The sequence below is a fragment of the Ensifer sesbaniae genome (assembly GCF_013283665.1).
Lineage (GTDB): Bacteria > Pseudomonadota > Alphaproteobacteria > Rhizobiales > Rhizobiaceae > Ensifer > Ensifer sesbaniae.
The window spans coordinates 3,501,336-3,525,671 of the sequence record NZ_JABEKU010000001.1 but is presented as its reverse complement, the minus strand read 5'-3'; the positions used below and the strand labels follow the sequence as shown (position 1 = coordinate 3,525,671).

24 protein-coding genes are annotated in these 24,336 nt (G+C 63.3%); 16 read left to right on the top strand and 8 right to left on the bottom strand.

Translation table 11 applies throughout. The annotated features are described in order from the left end of the window. Positions 1-103: 103 nt before the first annotated feature. On the top strand, positions 104-3,562 hold the full coding sequence (gene pyc / locus BHMPCIPO_RS17190) for a pyruvate carboxylase (RefSeq protein ID WP_173517886.1): 3,459 nt from the start codon (positions 104-106) through the stop codon (positions 3,560-3,562). Positions 3,563-3,758: 196 nt separating this feature from the next. Here pyc and BHMPCIPO_RS17185 read toward each other — a convergent pair whose 3' ends face one another. The 4 genes from BHMPCIPO_RS17185 to BHMPCIPO_RS17170 all read right to left on the bottom strand — a co-directional run bounded on the left by BHMPCIPO_RS17185 (position 3,759) and on the right by BHMPCIPO_RS17170 (position 6,324). After that, on the bottom strand, positions 3,759-4,520 hold the full coding sequence (locus tag BHMPCIPO_RS17185) for an amino acid ABC transporter ATP-binding protein (RefSeq protein WP_173517885.1): 762 nt from the start codon (positions 4,518-4,520) through the stop codon (positions 3,759-3,761). Continuing rightward, complete coding sequence (locus tag BHMPCIPO_RS17180) at positions 4,517-5,197, bottom strand: amino acid ABC transporter permease (protein WP_173517884.1); 681 nt, start codon at positions 5,195-5,197, stop codon at positions 4,517-4,519. The genes BHMPCIPO_RS17185 and BHMPCIPO_RS17180 overlap by 4 nt, the downstream gene beginning before the upstream one ends. A gap of 105 nt (positions 5,198-5,302) precedes the next feature. Beyond that, positions 5,303-6,076 (bottom strand): amino acid ABC transporter substrate-binding protein, encoded by a 774-nt coding sequence (locus BHMPCIPO_RS17175; protein WP_173517883.1) that lies wholly within the window; start codon positions 6,074-6,076, stop codon positions 5,303-5,305. Beyond that, positions 6,073-6,324 (bottom strand): hypothetical protein, encoded by a 252-nt coding sequence (locus tag BHMPCIPO_RS17170; protein WP_173517882.1) that lies wholly within the window; start codon positions 6,322-6,324, stop codon positions 6,073-6,075. Before BHMPCIPO_RS17170 ends, BHMPCIPO_RS17175 begins: the two co-directional genes overlap by 4 nt. A gap of 24 nt (positions 6,325-6,348) precedes the next feature. On the opposite strand from BHMPCIPO_RS17170, the gene BHMPCIPO_RS17165 reads away from it, so the two are divergent. The 4 genes from BHMPCIPO_RS17165 to ispG all read left to right on the top strand — a co-directional run bounded on the left by BHMPCIPO_RS17165 (position 6,349) and on the right by ispG (position 10,176). Further along, a complete protein-coding gene (locus tag BHMPCIPO_RS17165; RefSeq protein WP_173517881.1) occupies positions 6,349-7,131 on the top strand; it encodes a DeoR/GlpR family DNA-binding transcription regulator in 783 nt (260 codons plus the stop codon). Further along, a complete protein-coding gene (locus BHMPCIPO_RS17160) occupies positions 7,128-7,514 on the top strand; it encodes a VOC family protein (RefSeq protein ID WP_246304339.1) in 387 nt (128 codons plus the stop codon). The genes BHMPCIPO_RS17165 and BHMPCIPO_RS17160 overlap by 4 nt, the downstream gene beginning before the upstream one ends. 29 nt (positions 7,515-7,543) lie before the next feature. Then, positions 7,544-8,728, top strand: coding sequence for an MFS transporter (locus tag BHMPCIPO_RS17155; protein ID WP_173517880.1), 1,185 nt, complete (start codon positions 7,544-7,546; stop codon positions 8,726-8,728). A gap of 194 nt (positions 8,729-8,922) precedes the next feature. Next, on the top strand, positions 8,923-10,176 hold the full coding sequence (gene ispG, locus BHMPCIPO_RS17150; protein WP_173517879.1) for a flavodoxin-dependent (E)-4-hydroxy-3-methylbut-2-enyl-diphosphate synthase: 1,254 nt from the start codon (positions 8,923-8,925) through the stop codon (positions 10,174-10,176). Between the two features lie 42 nt (positions 10,177-10,218). Here ispG and BHMPCIPO_RS17145 read toward each other — a convergent pair whose 3' ends face one another. From BHMPCIPO_RS17145 to BHMPCIPO_RS17135, 3 genes are all read right to left on the bottom strand, one after another. Further along, positions 10,219-10,860, bottom strand: coding sequence for a LysE family translocator (locus BHMPCIPO_RS17145; protein ID WP_173517878.1), 642 nt, complete (start codon positions 10,858-10,860; stop codon positions 10,219-10,221). Between the two features lie 83 nt (positions 10,861-10,943). After that, a complete protein-coding gene (gene hisC, locus BHMPCIPO_RS17140; protein WP_173517877.1) occupies positions 10,944-11,999 on the bottom strand; it encodes a histidinol-phosphate transaminase in 1,056 nt (351 codons plus the stop codon). Positions 12,000-12,003: 4 nt separating this feature from the next. Next, positions 12,004-12,918, bottom strand: coding sequence for a polyprenyl synthetase family protein (locus BHMPCIPO_RS17135; RefSeq protein ID WP_173517876.1), 915 nt, complete (start codon positions 12,916-12,918; stop codon positions 12,004-12,006). A 178-nt stretch (positions 12,919-13,096) separates the two neighbouring features. Here BHMPCIPO_RS17135 and mtgA point away from each other — a divergent pair, with 178 nt between their 5' ends. The 5 genes from mtgA (at position 13,097) to BHMPCIPO_RS17110 (ending at position 16,211) form a co-directional block, all read left to right on the top strand. Continuing rightward, positions 13,097-13,837, top strand: coding sequence for a monofunctional biosynthetic peptidoglycan transglycosylase (gene mtgA / locus BHMPCIPO_RS17130; RefSeq protein ID WP_376741664.1), 741 nt, complete (start codon positions 13,097-13,099; stop codon positions 13,835-13,837). 103 nt (positions 13,838-13,940) lie between these two features. Then, positions 13,941-14,684 carry a DUF1868 domain-containing protein gene (locus BHMPCIPO_RS17125; RefSeq protein WP_173517875.1) on the top strand — a complete coding sequence of 248 codons (744 nt, stop codon included), beginning with the start codon at positions 13,941-13,943 and terminating at the stop codon, positions 14,682-14,684. Beyond that, positions 14,685-15,332, top strand: a complete 648-nt coding sequence (locus BHMPCIPO_RS17120; RefSeq protein WP_173517874.1) for a glutathione S-transferase family protein — start codon at positions 14,685-14,687, stop codon at positions 15,330-15,332. 145 nt (positions 15,333-15,477) lie between these two features. Continuing rightward, positions 15,478-15,663 (top strand): 50S ribosomal protein L32, encoded by a 186-nt coding sequence (rpmF, locus tag BHMPCIPO_RS17115; RefSeq protein ID WP_026186748.1) that lies wholly within the window; start codon positions 15,478-15,480, stop codon positions 15,661-15,663. Between the two features lie 146 nt (positions 15,664-15,809). Next, positions 15,810-16,211 carry a hypothetical protein gene (locus BHMPCIPO_RS17110; protein WP_173517873.1) on the top strand — a complete coding sequence of 134 codons (402 nt, stop codon included), beginning with the start codon at positions 15,810-15,812 and terminating at the stop codon, positions 16,209-16,211. Positions 16,212-16,313: 102 nt separating this feature from the next. On the opposite strand, the gene phaR is transcribed toward BHMPCIPO_RS17110, so the two are convergent. Next, positions 16,314-16,892 (bottom strand): polyhydroxyalkanoate synthesis repressor PhaR, encoded by a 579-nt coding sequence (gene phaR / locus BHMPCIPO_RS17105; RefSeq protein WP_173517872.1) that lies wholly within the window; start codon positions 16,890-16,892, stop codon positions 16,314-16,316. Positions 16,893-17,116: 224 nt separating this feature from the next. On the opposite strand from phaR, the gene BHMPCIPO_RS17100 reads away from it, so the two are divergent. The 6 genes from BHMPCIPO_RS17100 to fdxA all read left to right on the top strand — a co-directional run bounded on the left by BHMPCIPO_RS17100 (position 17,117) and on the right by fdxA (position 24,166). Continuing rightward, positions 17,117-18,298, top strand: coding sequence for an acetyl-CoA C-acetyltransferase (locus BHMPCIPO_RS17100; RefSeq protein WP_173517871.1), 1,182 nt, complete (start codon positions 17,117-17,119; stop codon positions 18,296-18,298). A 13-nt stretch (positions 18,299-18,311) separates the two neighbouring features. After that, positions 18,312-18,671, top strand: coding sequence for a hypothetical protein (locus BHMPCIPO_RS17095; protein ID WP_173517870.1), 360 nt, complete (start codon positions 18,312-18,314; stop codon positions 18,669-18,671). A 17-nt stretch (positions 18,672-18,688) separates the two neighbouring features. Continuing rightward, positions 18,689-19,414 (top strand): beta-ketoacyl-ACP reductase, encoded by a 726-nt coding sequence (locus BHMPCIPO_RS17090; protein ID WP_173517869.1) that lies wholly within the window; start codon positions 18,689-18,691, stop codon positions 19,412-19,414. A 640-nt stretch (positions 19,415-20,054) separates the two neighbouring features. Beyond that, positions 20,055-23,096, top strand: coding sequence for a helicase-related protein (locus BHMPCIPO_RS17085; RefSeq protein ID WP_173517868.1), 3,042 nt, complete (start codon positions 20,055-20,057; stop codon positions 23,094-23,096). Positions 23,097-23,104: 8 nt separating this feature from the next. Beyond that, on the top strand, positions 23,105-23,518 hold the full coding sequence (locus tag BHMPCIPO_RS17080) for an Hsp15 family ribosome-associated heat shock protein (protein ID WP_173517867.1): 414 nt from the start codon (positions 23,105-23,107) through the stop codon (positions 23,516-23,518). A gap of 309 nt (positions 23,519-23,827) precedes the next feature. Then, entirely contained in the window at positions 23,828-24,166 is a 339-nt protein-coding gene (gene fdxA / locus BHMPCIPO_RS17075) for a ferredoxin FdxA (protein WP_173517866.1), read from the top strand. Positions 24,167-24,336: the final 170 nt, after the last annotated feature.

The following is a 24,336-nucleotide window of genomic DNA, read 5'->3' as shown; positions in this document are numbered from 1 at the left end:
GTTTCCTGTCGCATCTGAAATTGCGCTCTGCTCGGTGACTCGCTAATACTTTATTTCGCGGGTGCAGCATTTCCCGCAATTTCAAGTCATTGAGGAGACCGACTTGCCTATCTCGAAGATCCTTGTTGCCAACCGTTCTGAAATTGCCATCCGCGTTTTCCGCGCTGCAAACGAACTCGGTCTGAAAACGGTCGCGATATGGGCAGAAGAGGACAAACTGGCGCTGCACCGCTTCAAGGCGGACGAAAGTTATCAGATCGGCCGCGGCCCGCACCTTGCCCGTGACCTCGGTCCGATCGAAAGCTACCTGTCGATCGACGAGGTGATCCGCGTCGCCAAGCTTTCCGGCGCCGATGCCATCCATCCGGGCTACGGCCTGCTTTCGGAAAGCCCGGAATTCGTCGATGCCTGTGACGCCGCCGGCATCACCTTCATCGGCCCGCGGCCGGAGACGATGCGCCAGCTCGGCAACAAGGTCGCCGCGCGCAACCTCGCCATTTCCGTCGGCGTGCCCGTCGTGCCGGCCACCGATCCGCTGCCGGACGACGAAAAGGAAATCCACCGTCTTGCCGCCGAGATCGGCTATCCGGTCATGCTCAAGGCCTCCTGGGGCGGCGGCGGCCGCGGCATGCGCGCCATCCGCGACCCGAAGGACCTGATCCGCGAGGTAACCGAAGCCAAGCGCGAGGCGAAGGCCGCCTTCGGCAAGGACGAGGTCTATCTCGAAAAGCTGGTCGAGCGCGCCCGCCACGTCGAAAGCCAGATCCTCGGTGATACCCACGGCAATGTCGTGCATCTCTTCGAGCGCGACTGCTCGATCCAGCGTCGCAACCAGAAGGTCGTCGAGCGCGCGCCGGCGCCCTATCTCTCCGACGCGCAGCGTCAGGAGCTTGCCAATTATTCGCTGAAGATCGCGCGTGCGACCAACTATGTCGGCGCCGGCACGGTCGAGTATCTGATGGATGCCGACACCGGCAAGTTCTACTTCATCGAGGTGAACCCGCGCATCCAGGTCGAACACACCGTCACCGAAGTGGTGACCGGCATCGACATCGTCAAGGCGCAGATCCACATCCTCGACGGCGAGGCGATCGGTACACCGGCATCGGGCGTACCTGACCAGGCGGACATCCACCTCAACGGCCACGCGCTGCAGTGCCGCATCACCACCGAAGATCCGGAGCAGAACTTCATCCCGGACTATGGCCGCATCACCGGCTATCGTTCGGCGGCCGGCTTCGGCATCCGTCTCGACGGCGGCACGGCCTATACCGGCGCCTACATCACCCGCTACTACGATCCGCTGCTGGTCAAGGTCACGGCATCCGGCAGCACGCCGGCGGAAGCGATCAGCCGCATGGACCGGGCGCTGCGCGAATTCCGCATCCGCGGTGTGGCGACCAACCTCACCTTCCTCGAGGCGATCATCGGCCACGAGCAGTTCCGCAATAACACCTACACGACCCGCTTCATCGACACGACGCCGGAACTGTTCCAGCAGGTGAAGCGCCAGGACCGCGCGACGAAGCTCTTGACCTATCTGGCCGACGTCACGGTCAACGGCCATCCGGAGGCAAAGGGCCGCCCGAAGCCGCCGGCGGACGCGGCCAAGCCCGTCGTGCCGTTCATCCAAGGCGAAATTCCCGCCGGTACCAAGCAGAAGCTCGACGAACTCGGCCCGAAGAAGTTCGCCGAGTGGGTGCGCGGTGAAAGCCGGGTGTTCCTGACCGATACGACAATGCGCGACGGTCACCAGTCGCTGCTTGCGACCCGCATGCGCACCCACGACATCGCCCGTGTCGCCGGTACCTATGCCCGCGCGCTGCCGCAGCTCTTCTCGCTGGAATGCTGGGGCGGTGCGACCTTCGACGTTTCCATGCGCTTCCTCACCGAAGATCCCTGGGATCGCCTCGCCCGCATTCGCGAGGACGCGCCGAACCTGCTGCTGCAAATGCTTCTGCGCGGTGCCAACGGCGTCGGCTACAAGAATTACCCGGACAATGTCGTCAAATACTTCGTGCGCCAGGCGGCGAAGGGCGGCATCGACGTCTTCCGCGTCTTCGACTGCCTCAACTGGGTCGACAACATGCGGGTGTCGATGGAGGCCGTTGCCGAAGAGAACCGCATCTGCGAAGCGGCGATCTGCTACACCGGCGATATCCTGAACTCGGCGCGCCCGAAATACGATCTCAAGTATTACACGGCGCTGGCGGCCGAGCTCGAAAAGGCCGGCGCGCACATGATCGCCGTCAAGGACATGGCGGGCCTGTTGAAGCCGGCGGCCGCGCGTGTGCTCTTCAAGGCGCTGCGCGAGGCGACGGATCTGCCGATTCATTTCCATACGCACGACACCTCGGGCATCGCGGCCGCGACCGTCCTTGCTGCCGTCGAAACCGGTGTCGACGTGGTCGATGCGGCGATGGACGCCTTGTCCGGCAACACCTCGCAGCCCTGCCTCGGCTCGATCGTCGAGGCGCTTCGCGGCTCGGAGCGTGATCCGGGGCTCGACCCCGAATGGATCCGTCGCATTTCCTTCTATTGGGAAGCGGTGCGTTACCAGTACGCCGCCTTCGAAAGCGACCTCAAGGGACCGGCATCGGAAGTGTACCTGCACGAAATGCCGGGCGGCCAGTTCACCAACCTCAAGGAGCAGGCGCGTTCGCTCGGCCTCGAAACCAAGTGGCACCGTGTCGCCCAGGCCTATGCCGACGCCAACCAGATGTTCGGCGACATCGTCAAGGTGACGCCGTCCTCGAAGGTCGTCGGCGACATGGCGCTGATGATGGTCTCCCAGGACCTGACCGTCGCCGACGTCGAGAACCCGGCGAAGGACATCGCCTTCCCGGATTCGGTCGTCTCGATGCTGAAGGGCGATCTCGGCCAGCCCCCGGGCGGCTGGCCGGAAGCGCTGCAGAAGAAGGCGCTGAAGGGTGAGAAGCCCTATACCGCCGTTCCGGGCTCGCTGCTGCCGCCGGCCGATCTCGATGCGGAGCGCAAGGCAATCGAGGACAAGCTCGAGCGCAAGGTCGACGACTTCGAGTTCGCTTCCTACCTGATGTATCCGAAGGTCTTCACCGACTATGCGGTCGCCGCCGACACCTACGGTCCGGTCAGCGTCCTGCCGACCCCCGCCTATTTCTACGGGCTCGCGCCGGGCGAGGAGTTGCAGCCGGAGATCGAGAAGGGCAAGTCGCTGGTAATCCTGCACCAGGCGAAGAGCGAGCCGGACGAGAAGGGCATGGTCAAGGTGTTCTTCGAACTGAACGGCCAGCCGCGCCTGATCAAGGTACCGGACCGCAACCGCAGTGCCGCCAGCGCCGTTCGCCGCAAGGCCGAGGGCGGCAATGCAGCCCATCTCGGCGCGCCGATGCCGGGCGTCATCTCGACCGTTGCCGTCAGCGCCGGCCAGGCGGTCAAGGCCGGCGACGTGCTGCTCTCGATCGAGGCGATGAAGATGGAGACGGCGTTGCACGCCGAGAAGGACGGCACGATCGCCGAAGTGCTGGTGCGCGCCGGCGACCAGATCGACGCCAAGGACCTGCTGATCGTCTTCGACGCCTGAGGGCTTCTGCTCCTGTAAACAGAAACGGCCGGGTTTTTGCCCGGCCGTTTTTTGTTTTTGCGAGGTTGCTGTCGAAGTGGTCGGCTCGGCCATCTCTCCGGACTGAACATCAAGCCCGAGGATGACGATCGAGAGGGATGCCGCTTTTCTCCTGCGACCGGACGTGACCGGGCAAACCAGTCGCCTGACCCTGCCGTCAAATCTCGTAATCGTGTGGGGCGCTGAGCGAGGCGATGAACTTCTTGGTGCGTTCGCGTTCGGGGGCCGTGAAGATTGTCTTCGGCGCACCGCTTTCGACGATGACGCCGCCGTCGAGGAAGATCACCTTGTCGGCGACGCGCGAGGCAAGCCTGAGGTCGTGGGTGGCCATCACCATGGTCGTGCCCTCGCGGGCAAGCCGGTTCAGGACCTCGACGACTTCCTCCGCCAGTTCCGGGTCGAGCGCGGAGGTCGGCTCGTCGCAAAGCAGCACGCGCGGCGAAGGTGCAAGCGCGCGGGCGATCGCGACACGTTGCTGCTGGCCGCCCGAAAGCGTCGCCGGCCAGGCATTGGCCTTGTGCGCCATGCCGACCTTTTCCAAGAGTTCCATCGCGCGCGCCTTCGCCCTTTCGATCGGCCATTTCAGCACGGTGACGAGGCCCTCCATGACGTTGCCGAGGGCAGTCTGGTGCGGAAAGAGCTGGAAATTCTGGAATACCATGCCGGTCTGCCGACGCAGCCGCTGGGTCGCCGCCCAGCCGATCTTGTGGCCGGGAGAGAACTCGATCCTCTCGTCGCCGAGGCGGATCGAACCGGAGGTCGGGGTCTCCAAGAGATTGATGCAGCGCAGCAGTGTGCTCTTGCCGCCGCCGGACGGGCCGACCAGCGCCGTCACCGTGCCTTCGGCGAGCGTCACGGAGATATCCTTCAGCACGAGATTGTCGCCGAAGCGCTTTTCGATATGGGAGAGCTCGATCATGCGCGTGCCTCCAGAAAGCCGCCATAGCGGGCGAAACGGCGCTCCAGCCGCACTTGCAGGGCGGAGAGCACGGAGCTCATGGCAAGATAGATCAGCGCCGCCTCGATATAGAGGATCAGCGGCTCGTAAGTGGTGGCGACGATGCGCTGCGCGGTCTGGAACATCTCCGGCACGGTAATCGCCGCGGCAAGCGACGTGTCCTTCACCAGCGAGATGAAGGTGTTCGACAAGGGCGGCACGGCGACGCGGGTCGCCTGCGGCAGGATGGTGCGGCGCATCGCCTGGCTCCAACTCATGCCGATGGAGTAGGCCGCTTCCCATTGCCCGCGCGGCACCGACGAGATGACGGCGCGAATGACTTCGGACGAATAGGCGCCGACGTTCAAGGAGAAGCCGATGAGGGCGGCGGTGAAGGCATCGAGCAGGATGCCGGCGCTGGGGAGCCCGTAGAAGATCACGAAGAGCTGGACGAGCAACGGCGTGCCCCGGATCACCCAGACGTAAAAGCGGGCGATCAAGGAAACCGGTGCCGGCCCGAAGAGACGGGCCACGGCCGTGACGAGGCCGAGGATCAGACCGAAAATGAAGGAAAGCAGGGTCAGCGGGATGGTAAAGGTCAGGCCGGCCCAGAGCAGGGACGGCAGAGATTCCAGCATCAGTGGGAGCCAGGTGGTCAAGGGCGGGCCTTTCAAAAAGCGCGATCCGCCCCGGGGTCCGGAACGGATCGCTTTTCATAGCCGAGTTCGGCCGGCGGAGAAACCGGCCGGAAGGTCTGTCAGACGTTACTTCGAGACGTCGGCGCCGAAGTACTTCTGCGAGATCTTGTCGTAGGTGCCGTCTGCCTTGATCTCGACGAGCGCCTTGTTGATCGCTTCCAGAAGCTCCGGCTCGCCCTTGCGGATGATGATGCCGGAGAAGTCGGCATCGGCCTGCTCGGCAGCAATCTTCACCGGTGCATCGGGCTTCTTCTTCTTGAAGTCGAGGAAGGAGAGGCTGTCGTTGATTGTCGCATCGGCGCGGCCGGTCAGCACGAGCTGGATCGACTGGTCGAAGCCATCGGTGCCGACGAGTTCGGCGCCGGACGCGGTCGCAAGCTTGCCGAAGTTGCTGGTCAGCGACTGGGCCGCCTTCTTGCCCTTGAGATCGGCGAAGTCCTTGATCTCTTCGTTGTCGCTCTTGACGATCAGCACGGCCTTCGAGGCGATGTAGGGCTCGGAGAAGTCGTATTTCTTCTTGCGCTCCTCGGTGATGCCGACCTGGTTGATGACCGTGTCGTAGCGGTTGGCATCGAGGCCGGCGATCAGGCCATCCCACTTGCCTTCGAGGAATTCAGCCTTGACGCCGAGCTTTTCGGCCACCGCCTGGCCGACCTCGACGTCGAAGCCGACGAGCGCGCCGGAGGCGTCGTGATAGGTGAAGGGAGCGTAGGTGCCCTCAGTGCCGATCTTCAGCACACCGGCAGACTTGATCGCATTGAGGTTCTCACCGGCTTCGGCGGAAGCAAGGGCGGCAACCTGCATCAGAGCAGCGGCAAACAGCGTGGGGAGGAGTTTCATCGTGATTTTCCATCTTCTTTCTGGTCCGGCCCGTCGTCCGGATTGAGCGGACAATCGCATAAAAGATCAGCGATCTGAGCATATAAAACACCAATTCCCGAGCGTTTTGATGAAGATTTTTCCTCAAAACGGCGCTGGCTGGGCGCAGAAGGCACGGTTTTCCGGAAATCCCAACCCATTCTGATTTGACTGTCTTGCGCACTTGAAATCGGTTTCAAAAGTCGGTATGCACATTTGTAGCGATTCATGCACGTTTATGCACGATTGATGAAATGTCAGGCGAACTCCTACTTCGTGAGCGAAAGACGCTGATCCAGGAACGGCTGAAAGCCCACGGCCGGGTTCTGGCGGCCGATCTTGCTGCCGAGTTCAACGTCTCCGAGGACACGATCCGCCGCGACCTCAGGGAAATGGCGGCGGCGGGCCTTTGCGAGCGGGTCTATGGCGGCGCGCTTCCGGTCGTTCCCGCAGCGAACTCCACCCTGAGCGAGCGCATTGCCATGGCGCCGGAGCGCAAGGCAGCGCTCGCCCGCGCGGCCGTCGGTATGATCGAGCCGGGCATGACCGTGTTTCTCGATGCGGGGTCGACCAACCTCGCCATCGCGCAACTGATCGAGCCGGACCTGCCGGTCACCGTCGTCACCAATACGCCGCTGATTGCCGCGGCGCTGATGGAAAAAGCAGGCGTCGACCTCATCTTGCTGGGTGGGCCGCTCAACCGGGCGGTCGGTGCGGCGGTCAGCGCGCGGGCACAGCGCGATGCGGAATTGCTCAGACCCGATCTCTGCTTCCTCGGCACCTGCGGCGCCGATGCCGCGGCGGGCCTGACGGCGATCCATTTCGAAGACGCGGAATTCAAGCGGCTGATCGCGTCGCGCAGCCGGCGCCTCGTGGTCGCCATAACCAGCGACAAACTCGGGACGGCGGCCGCGCACGGGATCGTCGACATCGACGACAGGGTGGCGTTGGTGCTGGAGGGAGACGCTCCAGCGGAACACCGTGCTGCATTCGAGGCGATGGGCGCGGACGTCAGGATGGCCGGAGGAACCCGATGATGACGATCGCCCATGTGGCGCTGTGGACCCGGGACCTCGATGCGATCGTCGGCTTCTGGTCGACGTTCTTCGGGGCCGAGGTCGGAGATGTCTATGAAAGTCGGCGGCGGCCGGGCTTTCGTTCGCGCTTCCTGACGCTCGGCGCCGGACCGACGATCGAGATCATGGAGGGCCCCTGGGTTGCGCCGGGCGATCCCAAGGAAGAGCGCACGGGCCTTGCCCATGTGGCGCTTTCACTCGGCAGCGAGCAGGCGGTCGATGCCATGGCCGCGCGCGCTGAAGCCCAGGGCCTGTTGGTGGCAAAGCCGCGCTGGACCGGCGACGGCTTCTACGAGGCGGTTCTGTGTGACCCCGATGGCAATCTGATCGAAATCACAGTTTGAGCCGGACGGTCCGGCACTGAGGCAAGACCATGGACCAACGTTCTCCCACCGCGACCGTCCGTCAGGGCTACATGACCCGCAACCGGCTGGCCGTTTCGCTGCTCTTCCTGATGAACGGCTTCGTCACCGGCAGCTGGGCGCCGAAGATCCCCGAGTTCAAGGACCGGCTCGGCATCAGTGAAAGCGTGCTCGGCCTCCTGATCCTGATGTTCGGCATCGGCTCGTTGGTGCTGATGCCGATTGCCGGTGGCTACATCGCTCGCGTCGGCTCGCAGAAGGTGGTGAAGGTCACGGCGATTATCCTGTCACCCTTGCTTTTGCTCCTTACGCTCGTTCCGAACGTCTGGATGGCGGCCATCGGCATGTTCGTGCTTGGCGGTTTCGTCGGAGCCATGGACGTCGCCATGAACGCCAATGCCGTCGAGGTCGAAAAGTCGATGCGCCGGGCGATCATGTCCTCCTGCCATGCCTATTGGAGCCTTGGCGGCCTGATCGGCGCCGGCATCGGCGGTTTCCTGATGGCGCATTTCGGCGTGCTGCCACATGTCTTCGTCGTCACACTGATCTGCCTGACGCTGATCGCGATTGCCTGGCCGATGATCCTTGCCGACAAGCCGCATCCGGCCGCTGCGAAGGAAAAACTGCGCCTGCCGATGACGCCGCTTCCCTGGCTGATCGGTATCATGGCGCTGTTCTCGATGGTGCCGGAGGGCACGGTTCTCGATTGGGGCGCGCTCTATCTGCGCAACGAGCTCGGCGCCTCGGTGGAGCTCTCCGGCTTCGGCTTCGCCGCCTTCTCCGCCACCATGGCAACCATGCGTTTTGCCGGCGACCTTGTCCGCGATCGTTTCGGCGCCAAGCGAACCTTGCGCATCTGCACGGTGACCGCGCTCATCGGCATGATCCTCGCGGGCATGGCGCCGAACGCCTACATCGCCATTCTCGGCTTCGCCATCGCCGGTATCGGCATTTCAAACATGGTCCCGATCGCCTTTTCGGCCGCCGGCAACATGCCGGGCCTGCAGCCGGGCATCGGTCTCTCGGTCGCGACCTTCATGGGCTATTCGGGCATGCTGTTCGCGCCGTCGGTGATTGGTTTCGTCGGCGAGCACACGGGCTTTGCCATCGTCTTCACCTCGGTGCCGCTGCTCTTCATCGTCGTGCTGCTGCTATCGCACAATGCCGCGCACGCCGATCACGCCAAAGGGCACTAATGATCCATTGAGCCACGGACGAGCGTGTTCTGCGCAAGGCCGCCATCAAATCGCCGTCAGGGCATGATGTCGCCGTTGACAAGCAGGCTTTCCTCATCCACCTGATGGGCGAAAAGCCGGAGCTTGATTAGGGAAAGCGTTGCGGTATCCGTACGCGACCCGCTCCGCCTGAGATGACCCACGAAGAGGCCTTCATGTCTTCCGCCTTCGATTTCGAACCGCAGCCCCGCCGTGCCTCCGTTGCCGTCGATGTCGGCGGTGTCATCGTCGGGGGCGGCGCACCGGTCGTGGTTCAGTCGATGACCAACACCGACACGGCCGATATCGATGCGACCGTGGCCCAGGTGGCCGCTCTCCACAAGGCCGGCTCGGAACTGGTGCGCATCACCGTCGACCGCGACGAAAGTGCTGCCGCGGTGCCGAAGATCCGCGAGCGGCTCGAGCGCCTCGGTCTCGACGTGCCGCTCGTCGGTGACTTCCACTACATCGGCCACAAGCTGCTTGCCGATCATCCGGCCTGCGCCGAGGCGCTGGCGAAGTACCGCATCAATCCGGGCAATGTCGGCTTCAAGGACAAGAAGGACAAGCAGTTCGCCGAGATCGTCGAGATGGCGATCCGCTACGACAAACCAGTGCGCATCGGCGTCAACTGGGGCTCGCTCGACCAGGAACTCCTGACGCGGATGATGGACGAGAACCAGGCGAACGGCTTTCCGCTGACAGCCCAGCAGGTGACGCGCGAAACGATCGTGCAATCGGCGCTGCTGTCGGCCGATCTTGCCGAGGAAATCGGCCTGCCGCGCAACCGCATCATTCTCTCTGCCAAGGTTTCCGGCGTTCAGGATCTGATCGCCGTCTACGCCATGCTGTCGGCCCGCTCCGACCACGCGCTGCATCTCGGCCTCACCGAGGCCGGCATGGGCACCAAGGGCATCGTCGCCTCCTCTGCCTCGCTTGGCATCCTGATGCAGCAGGGCATCGGCGACACGATCCGCATTTCGCTGACGCCGGAACCCGGCGGCGACCGCACCCGCGAGGTGCAGGTGGCGCAGGAACTACTGCAGGTCATGGGCTTCCGCCAATTCATTCCCGTCGTTGCCGCGTGTCCCGGCTGCGGACGCACGACGTCGACCGTGTTCCAGGAACTCGCCCAGAAGATCCAGGACGACATCCGCCGCAACATGCCGGTCTGGCGCGAGAAATATCCCGGCGTCGAGGGCCTGAAGGTCGCGGTCATGGGCTGCATCGTCAACGGTCCCGGTGAAAGCAAACATGCCGATATCGGCATCTCGCTCCCCGGCACCGGCGAAATGCCGGCCGCGCCCGTGTTCATCGATGGCCAGAAGGCAATGACGCTGCGCGGTCCGAACATTGCCGCCGACTTCGAGACGCTCGTTTCCGACTATATCGAGAAGCGTTATGGCCGCGGCCAGGCGGCCGCCGAATAAACGGGCTCGCTCGGGGTAATCCGACGCCGGACGGCCTCGGAGTTAAAGCCGCGACGTCAGCAATTTCAGCCCCGCAAAGGCGAAGAAGCCGGCCATCAGGCTTTCGATCAGCCGCTTGGATCTCAGATAGGCGCGGTGCACCGGCGAAAGCGAGAACACGATCGCGAAGCCGCAGAAGGTCATCAGGCCGAGGACCATGCAGCCGCCTATGAAGGTGGCGGTGATGCCGACGGGCGCCCCCGCGGGCATGCCGAGCGAGACCAGCATGATCCAGGAGAAGATCGCCTTCGGATTGGTCAGGTGGATGCCGAGCCCCTTGAGATAGAGCCGCTTCAACGATGTCTGTACCTTCGCCGCCGGCATGATCGCGCCCCTGTCGCTGCGCATGGCGCCGCGCAGAGCGTTATAGGCGAGCCAGAAGAGATAACAGGCGCCGGCAATCTTCAGGACGATGATCGCCTGGCCATAGGCGCGGATCAGCGCCGAGAGGCCCGACGCTGTCAGCATCGCCCAGGTGTAGCTTCCGGTGAGCACGCCGAAGGCAAGCGCCAGGCCGGCCTTGCGCCCCTGGCTGACCGAGGTGGTGATGATCGCCAGGATCGCCGGTCCCGGTGAGGCGGTCCCGATCAAATAGGCGGTCCAGGCGATGAGCAACTGCGGCAGATAGGGCGTCGGGTCGAACATGCGAAAAAGCTCCGGCTCGGTCGCCGGAGGCTAGATCAGTCCATCGCCTGTTTGAAACGGGGAAATGTCACCGAGACAAGATCTCAGAGGATCTCGTCGAGTGCCTCGACGAGCCGCACACATTCCGCGTCGGTGCCGATGGTGATGCGCAGGAAATCGCCGATGCGCGGCTTGGCGAAGTGGCGCACCAGAACGGCGCGTTCACGCAGCGCCTTCATCAGCGTTTCGCCGTTGTGGCCGGGGTGGCGCGCGAAAACGAAGTTTGCCGATGACGGCAGCACCTCGAAACCACGCTGGGCGAGATCTGCGGTGAGGCGTTCGCGCGAGGCGATGATCTTTCCCCGCGTCTCCTCGAACCAGGCTTCGTCCTCGATCGCGGCGATGGCACCGGCCTGTGCCGGGCGGCCGAGCGGATAGGAGTTGAAGCTGTCCTTCACCCTTTCCAGCGCCTCGATCAGCGGCCGCTGGCCGATGGCGAAGCCGACGCGCAGGCCCGCAAGCGCGCGCGACTTGGAAAAGGTCTGGACGACCAGCAGGTTCTCGTATTTCGAAACCAGCTCCGCTACCGACTGGCCGCCGAAGTCGACATAGGCCTCGTCGATGACGACGGGCTGATCCGGGTGGCTCGCGACGAGCCGCTCTATATCCGAGAGCGGGAGTGCGATGCCGGTCGGCGCGTTCGGGTTCGGCAGGATGATCGCGCCACAGGGGCGATCATAATCGGCGAGATCGATCTCGAAGCGGTCGTTCAGCGGAACCTCGACCGCGTCGATCTCGAAGAGCCGCGCATAGGTCGAATAGAAGCTATAGGAGATGTCCGGATAAAGCAGCGGTGCGTCGTGCTTGAGCAGGCCGGCGAAGATATGTGCCAGCACCTCGTCCGAGCCGTTGCCGACGAAAACTTCCTCGGCCGAAACGCCGAAGCGCGCGGCGATCGCCACTCGGAGCTTCCGCGCCAGCGGATCCGGATAGAGCCGGAGGTCGGCGCTTGCTGCCGCCGCGACCGCGTCGAGCACCTTCTCCGACGGCCCGTAGGGGCATTCATTGGTGTTGAGCTTCGCCAGATTGGCGACGCGCGGCTGCTCGCCCGGAATATAGGGTTTCAGCTTGGAGACGATCGGCGACCAGTACTTGCTCATGTCTCTAGTTCCTGCGGTTGGCGACGAAGCGGGCAGTTTCGACGAGAATGGTGGAGCGCTCGCCATAGGGCGTAAGCAGAGCTTCCGCTTCTGCGACCAGTTGCTCCAGCCGCTCTTCTGCCCAGGCCTGGCCGTGCAGCGCGACGAGCGTGCCCTTGCCGCGGGCGGCGTCCTTGCCGGTTGCCTTGCCCATGGTCGCCGCATCGGCGGTGAGATCGAGCAGGTCGTCGGCAAGCTGGAAGGCAAGGCCGATCTTTTCGCCGAAGCTGCGAAGCCGCGCCCGGTCGTCCTTCGACGCGCCGGCGACAATCGCACCGGCCTCGCAGCCGAAGCGAATGAGGGCGCCCGTCTTCATCGCCTGCAGCGTGACAATGCCGGCCTCGTCGGGGGGCAACTTTTCCGCGGCAAGATCGAGCGCCTGACCACCGGCCATGCCGCCGTGGCCCGCGGCCCGTCCGAGCGCCAGGATCAGTTCCACCTTCTGGGCATCCGTCAGTGGTGTTTCCGGCGCCGCGATGATGTCGAAGGCGAAGGTCAGCAGACTGTCGCCGGCGAGGATCGCCGTCGCCTCGTCGAAGGCCCTGTGCACCGTCGGCTGACCACGCCTGACATCGTCGTCGTCCATCGCCGGCAGGTCGTCATGGACGAGAGAATAGCAATGCACGCATTCGAGCGCCGCGCCGACGCGCAAGGATGCATCGATGCCGCCACCGAGAAGATCGGCACACTCGATCACCAGGAAGGGGCGCAGCCGCTTGCCGCCGTTCAGCACCCCGTGGCGCATGGCGGCGAGCAGGTTTGCCGGCCGGGCGATCTCGTCGACCTCCGTCGTCGTGCCGAGCAGGCGCTCGAGCAAAGCTTCGACGGCGCGGGCATTGCTGGCGAGGCGGCGGGTGAAAGGCGATGTGTCCTGGCTCATGCGCGCTCTTTGGCATGGGCGAAGAGGGCTTTCAACGGGGATTCGTGTCGCAGCGGCGCGCTTTCCCCGGGACAGCCGCGTGCGCACCTTGCCTTTTGCCTGAAAGCCCGTTCAACTTTGCCGGCCCATGCACTAAGAGAAGCGGATGGACAGCGAGGTGAACAGTCAGGCCGTGAACATGGTTCCGGAAGCGCGCGAGGACGGCGAAGTGCCTTCCAGTCGCTGGTCTTCGCTTCGCCGGTCGCTGCGTACGAGGCGCCGCCAGATCGCTTTCGCCGTCGTTGGTTTTGTCGCACTGCCCTATGCGCTGATCGTTCTCTACCTGATCGAGTTCATACATCCGGTCTCGACGCTGATGCTGCGCGACCTCGTCCTGCTTCGCGGCTACGACCGTCAATGGGTCGAATTCGACAATATCGCGCCGGTGCTGGTGCAATCGGTGATGATGTCGGAGGACGGCCAGTTCTGTGTCCATGACGGTGTCGACTGGGGGCAGATGCGCGGCGTGGTGGAGGATGCCCTGGATGGGGAATCGACCCGCGGGGCCAGCACCATCCCGATGCAGACGGTCAAGAACCTCTACCTTTGGAACGGCCGCTCCTTCCTGCGCAAGGGCATGGAACTGCCGTTGGCGATCGCCGCCGATTTCGTCTGGAGCAAGCGGCGGATGATGGAGATCTATCTGAACGTCGCCGAATGGGGCGACGGAATCTACGGTATCGAAGCGGCCGCCCGCCACCACTTCGGGGTTTCTGCGGCCAAGCTGTCGCGGCGGCAGGCCGCGCTGCTCGCGGTTTCGCTGCCCAATCCGAAGGAGCGCAATGCCGGCAAGCCCGGTCGCGGGCTCAAGCGCCTGGCAAATTTGATCGAGCGTCGCGCCAGCCGCTCCGGTGGCTACATCACCTGCCTTTATGATTAGGATCAGACCTTTTCATTGGAAGCCGTCGTCGGGCGATGTCATGTTCGCGTAGTAGAGTTCTGCCATCTGGACCTCTCTCCATTTGAAAGGCCCGATCGCTCCCATGACCTCGATTTCCCCCTCGCTTCTCACCGTTGGCCGCAACGCAAACAATGCACCGCCGAAGCATCTCGGAACCCGCTACGCAACGGATGGCCGTTTCCTGCGTGAACCGGGCAACACGGTCGTTTCCCACGTCACCGCCGGTTCGCCGTCCGAGGCCGCCGTGCTTGCGGTGCGCGATCGACTGATGGCGATGCCCGAGGCGGGCCAGTTCGCCTTCACCCATCCGTCCAGCCTGCATATGACGATCTTTCAGGGTATCATCGAATACCGCCGCAGGCTGCCCTTCTGGCCGACAGACATAGCGCTCGATACGCCGATCGACGTGATGACCGAGCACTATTGCGGGCGGCTCAAGCACTTCGTTCCGCTGGAGCCGTTCCGGGCCCGCGTGACGGACGTCACGCCGACCGGACTCGCGCTCGAAGGCGACAGCGCAGCCGATCGCGCATGCCTCAAGGCCTGGCGCGATGCTTTCGCAGAAGCCTTCGGCTATCGCCATCCGGACCATGACGACTACGCGTTCCACATCACCTACGCCTATGTCATCGACTGGCTCGACGACGCGGCACTGCCGCGCTGGCAGGAGATGTTGGGCGAACAACTCGCCTACCTCAGGGAAAGGGCGCCGGTGATCGAACTCGATCCCCCGGCCTTCTGCTCCTTCGAGGATATGAACCATTTCGAGGAACTGATCGTTTTCTCGGACAGACCCGCAATCAAGGCCAGCAATCAAGGATCCTAAATGACCGGACTTACGCTTTACGTCGGCAACAAGAACTATTCATCCTGGTCGATGCGACCCTGGATGGCGATGACCGCCGCGGGCATCGATTTCGAGGAGGTGGTCATTCCCTTCGATTTTGCGGCCGGCAATCCTGATATCCGCGCCATCTCGCCGACGGGACGCGTGCCGTTGTTGCGGCATGGCGACCTGCTCGTCTGGGAGTCGCTGGCGATCATCGAATATGTCGCCGAGCTCTTTCCCGATGCCGGGCTCTGGCCGGCCGATCGCCAGGCCCGCGCCCGGGCGCGCAGCTATTGCATGGAAATGCTCTCCGGCTTCCGGGCGCTGCGCGGCGCCTGCCCGATGAACATCCGCCGGGGAAAGCGGGCCCTCGAGGTGGATGCAGACGTTCGCGCTGACGTCGCCCGCATCGAGCGGATCTGGAAAGAGGCGCTCGCCCAATCCGGCGGTCCGTTCCTCTTCGGTGCCTTCGGTGCGGCGGATGCGATGTACGCTCCTGTGGTCAACCGCTTCGACGTCTACGATCTCGTTGCGGATCCGGAAATGCTCGGCTACATGCAACGCGTGAAGGCGCATCCCGCCTACCGGAAGTGGGAAGAGGCCGCCCGCGCTGAGCCGTGGGTCGTTCCCGAAGACGAGGTCTGACTCGGTCGAGTCGAAAAATTGCGGCTGGGGACTGGTCAAACGGGAGTTGGCCATGTATAAGCGCGCCAAATTTCCGTGATTGACATCTGTTTGACACGGCCATTTCGGCTGCTGAACAGTGTTTGCCCGATAAGTGGAGAATGAAATGGCTGTACCGAAAAGAAAAACGAGCCCGTCCAAGCGTGGCATGCGCCGTTCCGCTGACGCCCTCAAGGCTCCGACCTACGTCGAAGACAAGAACTCGGGCGAACTGCGCCGTCCGCACCACATCGACCTGAAGACCGGCATGTACCGTGGCCGTCAGGTTCTGACCCCGAAGGAAAACGCATAAGCGTTTCCGTTCGCGGATTAGGTTCAAAGGGCTGGCTCTGCCGGCCCTTTTGTTTTGCGTCTGACATTTTCTCGCTTGGACCCTGTGCTATCAGCAGGAGCCTGACCTGAAGACGCCGCAAGACGCGGCAAAGGAGTTCGTGCCTGATGCTCGCTGCCGTTCCGCTGCTGATCCTGCCTTTCGCCATCTACAATCTCGCGATGATCGGAATGTTTGGCGGTATGGCCGGGCTCAATGCCGAGATGCTGTCGCTATCCATGCTGTCGGGCGCGACCTGGACGATGCGCTTCGGCGACCTTCTGATCGTCGTCGCGCTGTTGCTGCTGTTCGTCGAATTGCTGAAGGCGACCCGCACGAGCACGCGGGCGCTGATGGATCACCTGCTGTCGATGATCCTGTTCATCGCCTTCCTGATCGAATTCCTGCTACTGGCGCCGGCGGCGACCCAGCTCTTCTTCATCCTGATGACGATCAGTTTCATCGATGTCATCGCCGGTTTTGCCGTCTCGATGCGTTCGGCTGGCAGGGACGTGTCGATCGGCCTTTGAAGCGCGTCACGATCCGGGGCGCGGGCTCAATTCAAAAGCATTTTTTGCTGGACGGGAAACGAGGCGGGATCGAACTCACCCGCCTTCACGAGGAAAGCGCGCTCAGCCGAGATTGTCGAGCTTGGTCTGGAGCGCGCGAAGCTGCTCCTTGAGCTCGTCGATATCCTTGGCTTCGGCCTTCTTGCTTTCCTTCACCGGCGGGGCGGTGATGAAGGGCGAGAACATCTGCATCGCCTGATGGAACATCTCGGTGTTGCGACGGACCTGCTCTTCGACAAGTTGCAGCGGCACCTGCAGGTTCTTGCCAAGCGGCGTGTCGCCGAAGGCCTTGTTGATCTGCTCACGCATCTGCGACTGCTGCTCGGTGAAAGCCTGCATCGAGTGCTCGAGATAGCTCGGCACCACCATCTGCATCTGGTCGCCATAGAACGAAATCAGCTGGCGCAGGAAGGAGATCGGCAGAAGCGTGTTGCCGGTCTTGGACTCCTGCTCGAAGATGATCTGCGTCAGCACGGAATGGGTGATGTCCTCTCCGGACTTTGCGTCCTGGACGACGAAATCCTCGCCCTTCTTCACCATCACAGCCAAGTCGTCGAGCGTGACATAGGTGCTGGTCCCGGTGTTGTAGAGCCGCCGGTTCGCGTATTTTTTTATAACGATCTGGCCTTCGTGCTTCGCCATCAGGGTCTCCTCTCACCCATCGTCCCGTCTTTATTGCGTTTTTCAGAGTATCCGCAAAAGAGCGCCGCTGACAATGTCTTTGTGCGTTGCGGCGACGCAAGTGCGAAATCTTGCGGTTGCGTCTTACGTGATGGTTTTGTGGCACCGCATCAAGCCGTTTGACTTGCGTCGCGCGCTTTGCCAGTCTGCTTTCATTAGGCAAGAAAGATCTGAGGAAACGTCCCATGAGCAATCCCTCCATCGTGATCGCCAGCGCCGCCCGCACTGCGGTCGGATCCTTCAACGGTGCATTCGGCAATACGCCGGCGCACGAGATCGGCGCCGCCGTCATCAAGGGCGTACTCGAGCGCGCAGGCGTCGAGGCAGGCGAGGTCGACGAGGTGATCCTCGGCCAGGTGCTGCAGGCCGGCGAGGGCCAGAACCCGGCGCGTCAGGCGGCGATGAAGGCGGGGATCCCTCAGGAAAAGACCGCCTGGGGCATGAACCAGCTCTGCGGTTCGGGCCTTCGCGCCGTGGCGCTCGGCATGCAGCAGATTGCAACCGGTGATGCGGATATCATCGTCGCCGGCGGCATGGAGTCCATGTCGATGGCGCCGCACTGCTCGCATCTGCGCGGCGGCGTGAAGATGGGCGACTTCAAGATGATCGACACGATGATCAAGGACGGCCTAACCGACGCCTTCTACGGCTATCACATGGGCATCACCGCCGAAAACGTCGCCCGCCAGTGGCAGCTCAGCCGCGAGGAGCAGGATGCGTTCGCACTCGCCTCGCAGAACAAGGCCGAAGCGGCACAGAAGGCCGGACGTTTCGCCGACGAGATCATTCCCTTCATCGTCAAGGGCCGCAAGGGCGACGTCACCGTCGACCAGGACGAATATATCCGCCATGGCGCAACGCTCGACCAGATGACGAAGCTGCGTCCGGCCTTCGACAAGGAAGGCACGGTCACCGCCGGTAACGCCTCCGGCCTCAATGACGGCGCCGCCGCCACCCTGCTGATGACCGAAGCGCAGGCTTCCAAGCGCGGCATCCAGCCGCTCGCCCGTATCGTTTCCTGGGCAACGGCCGGCGTCGATCCGCAGGTCATGGGCACCGGCCCGATCCCGGCTTCACGCAAGGCGCTGGCGAAAGCCGGCTGGGCGATCGGCGACGTCGACCTGGTCGAGGCCAACGAGGCTTTCGCCGCTCAGGCCTGCGCGGTCAACAAGGACCTCGGCTGGGATCCGTCGATCGTCAACGTCAATGGCGGCGCGATCGCCATCGGCCATCCGATCGGCGCTTCCGGCGCGCGCGTGCTCAACACCCTGCTCTTCGAAATGAAGCGCCGCAGCGTTTCCAAGGGGCTTGCAACGCTCTGCATCGGCGGCGGCATGGGCGTCGCCATGTGCGTCGAACGGCTCTAGTCGGCTTGGCGGCATGAACAGCGCCAGGCGGGTTCCATTTTCCCTCTTGCTGGCCGGTTCGCCGATCGTTTCCGCACATGCCAGTCCCGGGCCTCTCGACGGGGCGCGGCTGGTTCAGTGCGTGCTGGAACATGCGACCTCGGACGACGAGGCCGTTTTCAAGGACATGATGGTTGCGGCCCTGAACGAAGGCGATGGCGCTTTGAAGGCGTCGCCCGTTCAGCGCAGCAAGCTGATGATGAACCTCGCGCTCACCAGGTGCGAGGCAGGGATGTCTATGCCCGCGACGCCTCAATTCCAGGCTGCCGCCGGGCTCTACGGACGACAGATCGGCGCAAAGCTGATGAACAAGGCCTTTGAGAAACTGAACTGATCAAGTGGGAGGCGTGCATGAGCAGGGTAGCATTGGTCACGGGTGGGTCGCGCGGCATCGGCGCGGCAATTTCCATCGCACTCAAGAATGCCGGCTACAAGGTGGCTGCCAACTATGCCGGCAATGACGAGAAGGCCGGGGCCTTCAAGCAGGAAACCGGTATCCCGGTCTACAAGTGGGACGTTTCCAGCTATCAGGCCTGCGCCGAAGGCATCGCCAAGGTCGAGGCCGATCTTGGCCCGATCGACGTGCTCGTCAACAATGCGGGCATCACCCGCGACGCGATGTTCCACAAGATGACGCCCGAGCAATGGGGCGAGGTGATCGGCACCAACCTTACCGGTCTCTTCAACATGACGCATCCGCTGTGGTCCGCCATGCGCGACCGCGGCTTCGGCCGCGTCATCAACATCTCGTCGATCAACGGCCAGAAGGGCCAGATGGGTCAGGCCAACTATTCGGCCGCCAAGGCCGGCGATCTCGGCTTCACCAAGGCTCTCGCCCAGGAAGGGGCCGCCAAGGGGATCACCGTCAACGCCATCTGCCCGGGCTACATCGGCACGGAAATGGTGCGGGCGGTGCCGGAGAAGGTCCTCAACGAGCGGATCATTCCGCAGATCCCGGTCGGCCGCCTCGGCGAGCCGGAGGAAATCGCCCGCTGCGTCGTGTTCCTGGCTTCCGACGATGCCGGCTTCATCACCGGCTCGACGATTTCGGCGAATGGCGGACAGTTTTTCGTCTGAGCTTGTGATCTCATCAGCGCTTTCGAGCGGCGCCCTTCGGGGCGCCGTTTTCATGTGAGGCTGGGGCAGGGGTGCCTGTTCCTGCCCGCGATCCTGTTGGCGGCGGGCGGCGCAGACACTATATCTTGTGGAGAACAAAAGCGGAATGATGCGCGAGGCACGAGTCGCCATCGGAGGCTCGCGTGTTGGTCGAGGGTGCGCGGTGCGATTCTCATTCTCTCCGTTCGGCGAATCTTCGACGAATTTCGTGAAAAATTTTCCAGGCTTTCCAGAGTCTTGGATTCGGAATCCTTTGATCTGTCTGGCAATGGGACAGCCAGGCGCGCGGCGAGTTGGCGGCTCTAATGCGCGGAATCCGTGCCAGATTCAGCATGTGGTGCAACGTTCGGTGTTGAAATCTATATGTAGTCGTGAACATACAGTGAATCGCAATGAGTCTTCGATTCGTCGCCGATTCGTTCCATGGCTGTTCCTGTCCTCGATGCCGCCGACCACAACAGGTGGTGCAAAGGGCTGGGAGACGCCGGACGATGGTTTTAGTTGTCGGCGCCCCTTGCGTTTGGCTCGGCGCGTGGGCATGTGTTTGCCGCCAGCGTGAAAAGACGCTGCCGTAATTTTGAGAATGCCCGGGATCGATGACGTGTCCGTTCACCCCATGATCCTGAGCGGCCGCGGCGTAACCGCGGTGCTCGGGCCAACCAATACCGGCAAGACGCACTACGCGATCGAACGCATGATCGCGCATGACAGCGGCGTCATAGGCCTGCCGCTGCGCCTCCTGGCGCGCGAGGTCTATACGCGCCTGGTCGAAAAAGTCGGCCATCACAATGTCGCGCTGATCACCGGCGAAGAGAAGATCACGCCGCATCGCGCCCGCTATTCGGTCTGCACCGTCGAAGCGATGCCGCGCGAGACGACTGCATCCTTCGTCGCGATCGACGAGGTGCAGCTCGCCGGCGACCTCGAGCGCGGGCACATCTTTACCGACAGGATCCTGCATCTTAGGGGGCGCGGCGAGACGCTGCTGCTCGGCGCGGGAACGATGCGGCCGATCCTCGAACAGCTTCTGCCCGGCATCACCGTCGTCGAGCGGCCGCGCATGTCGCAGCTTCTCTATGCCGGCTCGAAGAAGATCACGCGCCTGCCGCACCGCTCGGCGATCGTCGCCTTCTCGGCCGACGAGGTCTATGCGATCGCAGAGCTGATCCGCCGCCAGCGCGGCGGCGCCGCCGTCGTTCTCGGCGCGCTTTCGCCGCGCACGCGCAATGCCCAGGTGGCGCTCTATCAAGAAGGCGACGTCGAGTATCTGGTCGCGACCGACGCAATCGGCATGGGTCTCAACCTCGACGTCGACCATGTCGCCTTCGCACAGGACCGCAAGTTCGACGGCTACCAGTTCCGCAACTTGAACCCGGCCGAACTCGCGCAGATCGCCGGGCGTGCCGGCCGTCACCTGCGCGACGGCACGTTCGGGGTGACGGGCCGCGTCGATCCTTTCGACAACGAGCTCGTTCACCGCATCGAGTCGCATGAGTTCGATCCGGTGAAGGTGCTGCAGTGGCGCTCGAAGGCATTCGACTACTCCTCGCTCACCGCCTTGAAGAAGAGTCTCGACGCCGCGCCGACGGTTCCCGGCCTTGCCCGGGCGCTACCTGCGGTAGATCAGCAGGCGTTCGAGCATTTGGCCCGCTACCCGGAGGTCGTCGACATCACGACCAATGCCGAGCGTGTGGAAAAACTATGGGAAGCCTGCGCGCTGCCGGACTATCGGCGCATCACGCCCGTCCAACACGCCGATCTGATCTCGACGATCTACGCGGATCTCGTTCGCCGGGGCACGGTGAACGAGGATTTCATGGCCGAACAGGTCCGGCGTGCCGATCACACGGATGGTGAGATCGACACACTTTCGGCGCGAATCGCGCAGATCAGGACCTGGACCTATGTGTCGAACCGGCCGGGATGGCTGGCCGATCCGACACACTGGCAAGAAAAGACGCGGGAAATTGAAGATCGATTATCCGACGCACTACATGAACGGTTGACGAAACGCTTTGTTGATCGCAGGACATCTGTGCTCATGAAGCGCCTGAGAGAGAATGCTATGCTGGAAGCTGAAATCAGTGTGAATGGTGATGTCTTCGTCGAAGGACACCACGTAGGACAACTAACCGGTTTCCGGTTCGCGCTGGCGACCGGCGGCGACGGCCAGGATGCCAAGGCCGTGCAGGGCGCTGCCCAGAAAGCGCTGGCGCTGGAGTTCGAGGCGCGGGCCGCACGTCTGCACGCTTCCGGCAACAATGACCTGGCGCTGTCCTCCGATGGTCTCGTTCGTTGGCTCGGCGATCCCGTGGCTCGGCTGGCGGCGAGCGACCACGTCATGCGTCCGCGCGTCATCCTGCTGGCCGACGATCAGTTGCAGGCGAACGCCCGCGAGCACGTGCTGGCGCGCATCGAGCGTTTCGTGAACCATCACATCGGCACGGTCTTGAAGCCGCTCGACGACATTTCGCGCGCCGAAGACCTCGAAGGCCTGGCCAAGGGCCTCGCCTTCCAGCTTGTCGAGAACCTCGGCGTGCTCTTCCGCCGCGATGTTGCCGAGGAAGTGAAGTCGCTCGACCAGGACGGCCGCGCTTCGATCCGCAAATACGGCGTTCGCTTCGGCGCCTACCACATCTTCCTGCCGGCGCTCCTGAAGCCGGCTCCGGCCGAGCTCATCACGCTTCTCTGGGCGCTGAAGAATGACGGTCTCGACAAGCCCGGCTATGGCGACCTCATTCCGATGCTCGCTGCCGGCCGCACGTCGGTCGTCACCGATCCGTCCTTCGAGCGGACCTTCTACAAGCTCGCCGGCTTCCGTTTCCTCGGAAAACGCGCCGTGCGCATCGACATCCTCGAGCGCCTGGCCGATCTCATCCGGCCGTTGTTGCAGTGGAAGCCCGGCACGCAGCCGCGCCCGGAAGGCGCCTATGACGGCCGTCGCTTCACCGCGACCACGTCGATGCTTTCGATCCTCGGCGCAACGCCTGATGATATGGAAGAGATCCTGAAGGGCCTCGGTTACCGGGCCGACAGCATCAAGGCCGAGGAGGCCGCAGCCTTCCTCGCCAGCCAGGACGGTGCGCCGGCCGTTGCTGCCGCCGCTTCCGATCCGGCTGCTGCCATCGATGACGCCGACGCTGGTGACGGCTCGGCGGATGCCGAGACCGCCGTCGCGGCACCTGCAGCGGAGACCGAGAAGGCCGAAGGTGACGCCGTCGTCGCGACGAGCGATGCACAGCCAGCGGAAGCCCAGGTTAGCGAGGCCGGGGAACCGGTCGAGGCCAAGCCCGTTCTGCTCTGGCGTCCAGGCACCCGCCAGGATAACCAGCGCCAAGGCGGCGGCCGCCATCAGGGCGACCAGCGTCGCGGCGGCCAGCGCCACGGGCGTGGTCAAGGCCAGGGCGAAGGTCATGAGGGCGGACGCAAGGGCGGCGAGCCGATGCGCGGCAAACGCCACGAGGGCGGCAAGTCGGAAGGCGGGCCGCGACAGGACCGTGGTGACCGTCACGATCGTCACGACCGCGGCGGCAAGCCGGGGCAGGGCAAGTTCGAGGCGCGTCCGCCGCGTCGCGAGAAGCCGGTGGATCCGGATTCGCCCTTCGCCAAGCTTGCGGCGCTCAAGGAGCAGATGAAGAAGTAAGGCAGGTCATGGAAAAACAGCCCACGTCCAACCCGGCATCGCGCCAGCGTCTCGACAAGTGGCTGTTTTTCACGCGGCTGATCAAATCGCGTTCGCTTGCGCAAAAGGCGATCGAGGACGGCCGGGTGGCCGTCAACGAGCAGCGCGTGACGCAGTCGTCGTTTCAGGTCAAGGCGGGGGACGTGCTCCAGCTCGCCCTCGACCGCCGCGAACTGATCGTGCGCGTGCTCGCCCCCGGGGAGCGGCGTGGCCCTTACGAGGAGGCGCGGCTTCTCTATGACGATCTCACGCCCGAACGGCCGAAGGAAAGGCTCTCGGCTTATGATCTCGCCACGCGCGATCGTGGGGCGGGACGCCCGACCAAGAAAGAGCGGCGGGAAACCGATCGGCTGAAACCCGATTTCGATCCACGCGAGGATTGAAGCGCGTCGCGAACTTTCCGATCCGCTCCGTGCGCTTCGAGTTTTTGATTTTTTTTAGCAGGCCGTACCGCAAAACCGCTCCGCACTTTTGCGCGACATGCTTTAGAAAACTCTGCCTTTGCCGCGGCGTTTCGCGCATTGAATATTCTTGCAAAGGGCCCATAAAGCCTTTACCTGACAGACCCACGTTGGGTGCATCGGGTTTGCTTCGGCAGCTATGCGCGCCGGACATTCCTAGCATGCGCGGACGACGAGCATCACCATTGATTGCCGTCTGCCATCAAACGTGAGCATTGGCTGGAGTACCTCATGACGTACGTCGTGACCGACAACTGCATTCGCTGCAAGTATACCGACTGTGTCGAAGTCTGCCCCGTGGATTGCTTCTATGAGGGTGAGAATTTCCTCGTCATTCATCCGGACGAGTGCATCGACTGTGGCGTCTGCGAACCGGAATGTCCTGCCGAAGCGATCAAGCCGGATACGGAGCCGGGCCTTGATATGTGGTTGAAACTGAACGCTGATTTTGCCACGAAGTGGCCGAACATCACCGTCAAGCGCGACCCGTTGCCGGAAGCCAAGGAGATGGACGGCGTCGAAGGCAAGTACGAGAAGTTCTTCTCTGCCGAGCCGGGCCAGGGCGACTGAGACGAACGATCTCCATCGTTCGTCGAGGCTGACGCAGTGAGAGCGACCCAGCGCGCCAAAGCTGGGGAAAACACGCACTGCGCTCGCAGTTGCGAGAATGGTGGCTTGATGGCTGCCATGCAGCAAATTATTGATTTCGGCACTTTTTTGTGATAGGTTCCTTCTACTGA

Coding starts and splice junctions, on each gene's coding strand:
- BHMPCIPO_RS17185 (WP_173517885.1), bottom strand. CDS start 4,520: ATGATCGAGCTCTCCCATATCGAAAAGCGCTTCGGCGACAATCTCGTG.
- BHMPCIPO_RS17175 (WP_173517883.1), bottom strand. CDS start 6,076: ATGAAACTCCTCCCCACGCTGTTTGCCGCTGCTCTGATGCAGGTTGCC.
- BHMPCIPO_RS17170 (WP_173517882.1), bottom strand. CDS start 6,324: ATGAATCGCTACAAATGTGCATACCGACTTTTGAAACCGATTTCAAGT.
- BHMPCIPO_RS17165 (WP_173517881.1), top strand. CDS start 6,349: ATGTCAGGCGAACTCCTACTTCGTGAGCGAAAGACGCTGATCCAGGAA.
- BHMPCIPO_RS17160 (WP_246304339.1), top strand. CDS start 7,128: ATGATGACGATCGCCCATGTGGCGCTGTGGACCCGGGACCTCGATGCG.
- BHMPCIPO_RS17155 (WP_173517880.1), top strand. CDS start 7,544: ATGGACCAACGTTCTCCCACCGCGACCGTCCGTCAGGGCTACATGACC.
- ispG (WP_173517879.1), top strand. CDS start 8,923: ATGTCTTCCGCCTTCGATTTCGAACCGCAGCCCCGCCGTGCCTCCGTT.
- BHMPCIPO_RS17145 (WP_173517878.1), bottom strand. CDS start 10,860: ATGTTCGACCCGACGCCCTATCTGCCGCAGTTGCTCATCGCCTGGACC.
- hisC (WP_173517877.1), bottom strand. CDS start 11,999: ATGAGCAAGTACTGGTCGCCGATCGTCTCCAAGCTGAAACCCTATATT.
- BHMPCIPO_RS17135 (WP_173517876.1), bottom strand. CDS start 12,918: ATGAGCCAGGACACATCGCCTTTCACCCGCCGCCTCGCCAGCAATGCC.
- mtgA (WP_376741664.1), top strand. CDS start 13,097: ATGGTTCCGGAAGCGCGCGAGGACGGCGAAGTGCCTTCCAGTCGCTGG.
- BHMPCIPO_RS17125 (WP_173517875.1), top strand. CDS start 13,941: ATGACCTCGATTTCCCCCTCGCTTCTCACCGTTGGCCGCAACGCAAAC.
- BHMPCIPO_RS17120 (WP_173517874.1), top strand. CDS start 14,685: ATGACCGGACTTACGCTTTACGTCGGCAACAAGAACTATTCATCCTGG.
- rpmF (WP_026186748.1), top strand. CDS start 15,478: ATGGCTGTACCGAAAAGAAAAACGAGCCCGTCCAAGCGTGGCATGCGC.
- BHMPCIPO_RS17110 (WP_173517873.1), top strand. CDS start 15,810: ATGCTCGCTGCCGTTCCGCTGCTGATCCTGCCTTTCGCCATCTACAAT.
- phaR (WP_173517872.1), bottom strand. CDS start 16,892: ATGGCGAAGCACGAAGGCCAGATCGTTATAAAAAAATACGCGAACCGG.
- BHMPCIPO_RS17100 (WP_173517871.1), top strand. CDS start 17,117: ATGAGCAATCCCTCCATCGTGATCGCCAGCGCCGCCCGCACTGCGGTC.
- BHMPCIPO_RS17095 (WP_173517870.1), top strand. CDS start 18,312: ATGAACAGCGCCAGGCGGGTTCCATTTTCCCTCTTGCTGGCCGGTTCG.
- BHMPCIPO_RS17090 (WP_173517869.1), top strand. CDS start 18,689: ATGAGCAGGGTAGCATTGGTCACGGGTGGGTCGCGCGGCATCGGCGCG.
- BHMPCIPO_RS17080 (WP_173517867.1), top strand. CDS start 23,105: ATGGAAAAACAGCCCACGTCCAACCCGGCATCGCGCCAGCGTCTCGAC.
- fdxA (WP_173517866.1), top strand. CDS start 23,828: ATGACGTACGTCGTGACCGACAACTGCATTCGCTGCAAGTATACCGAC.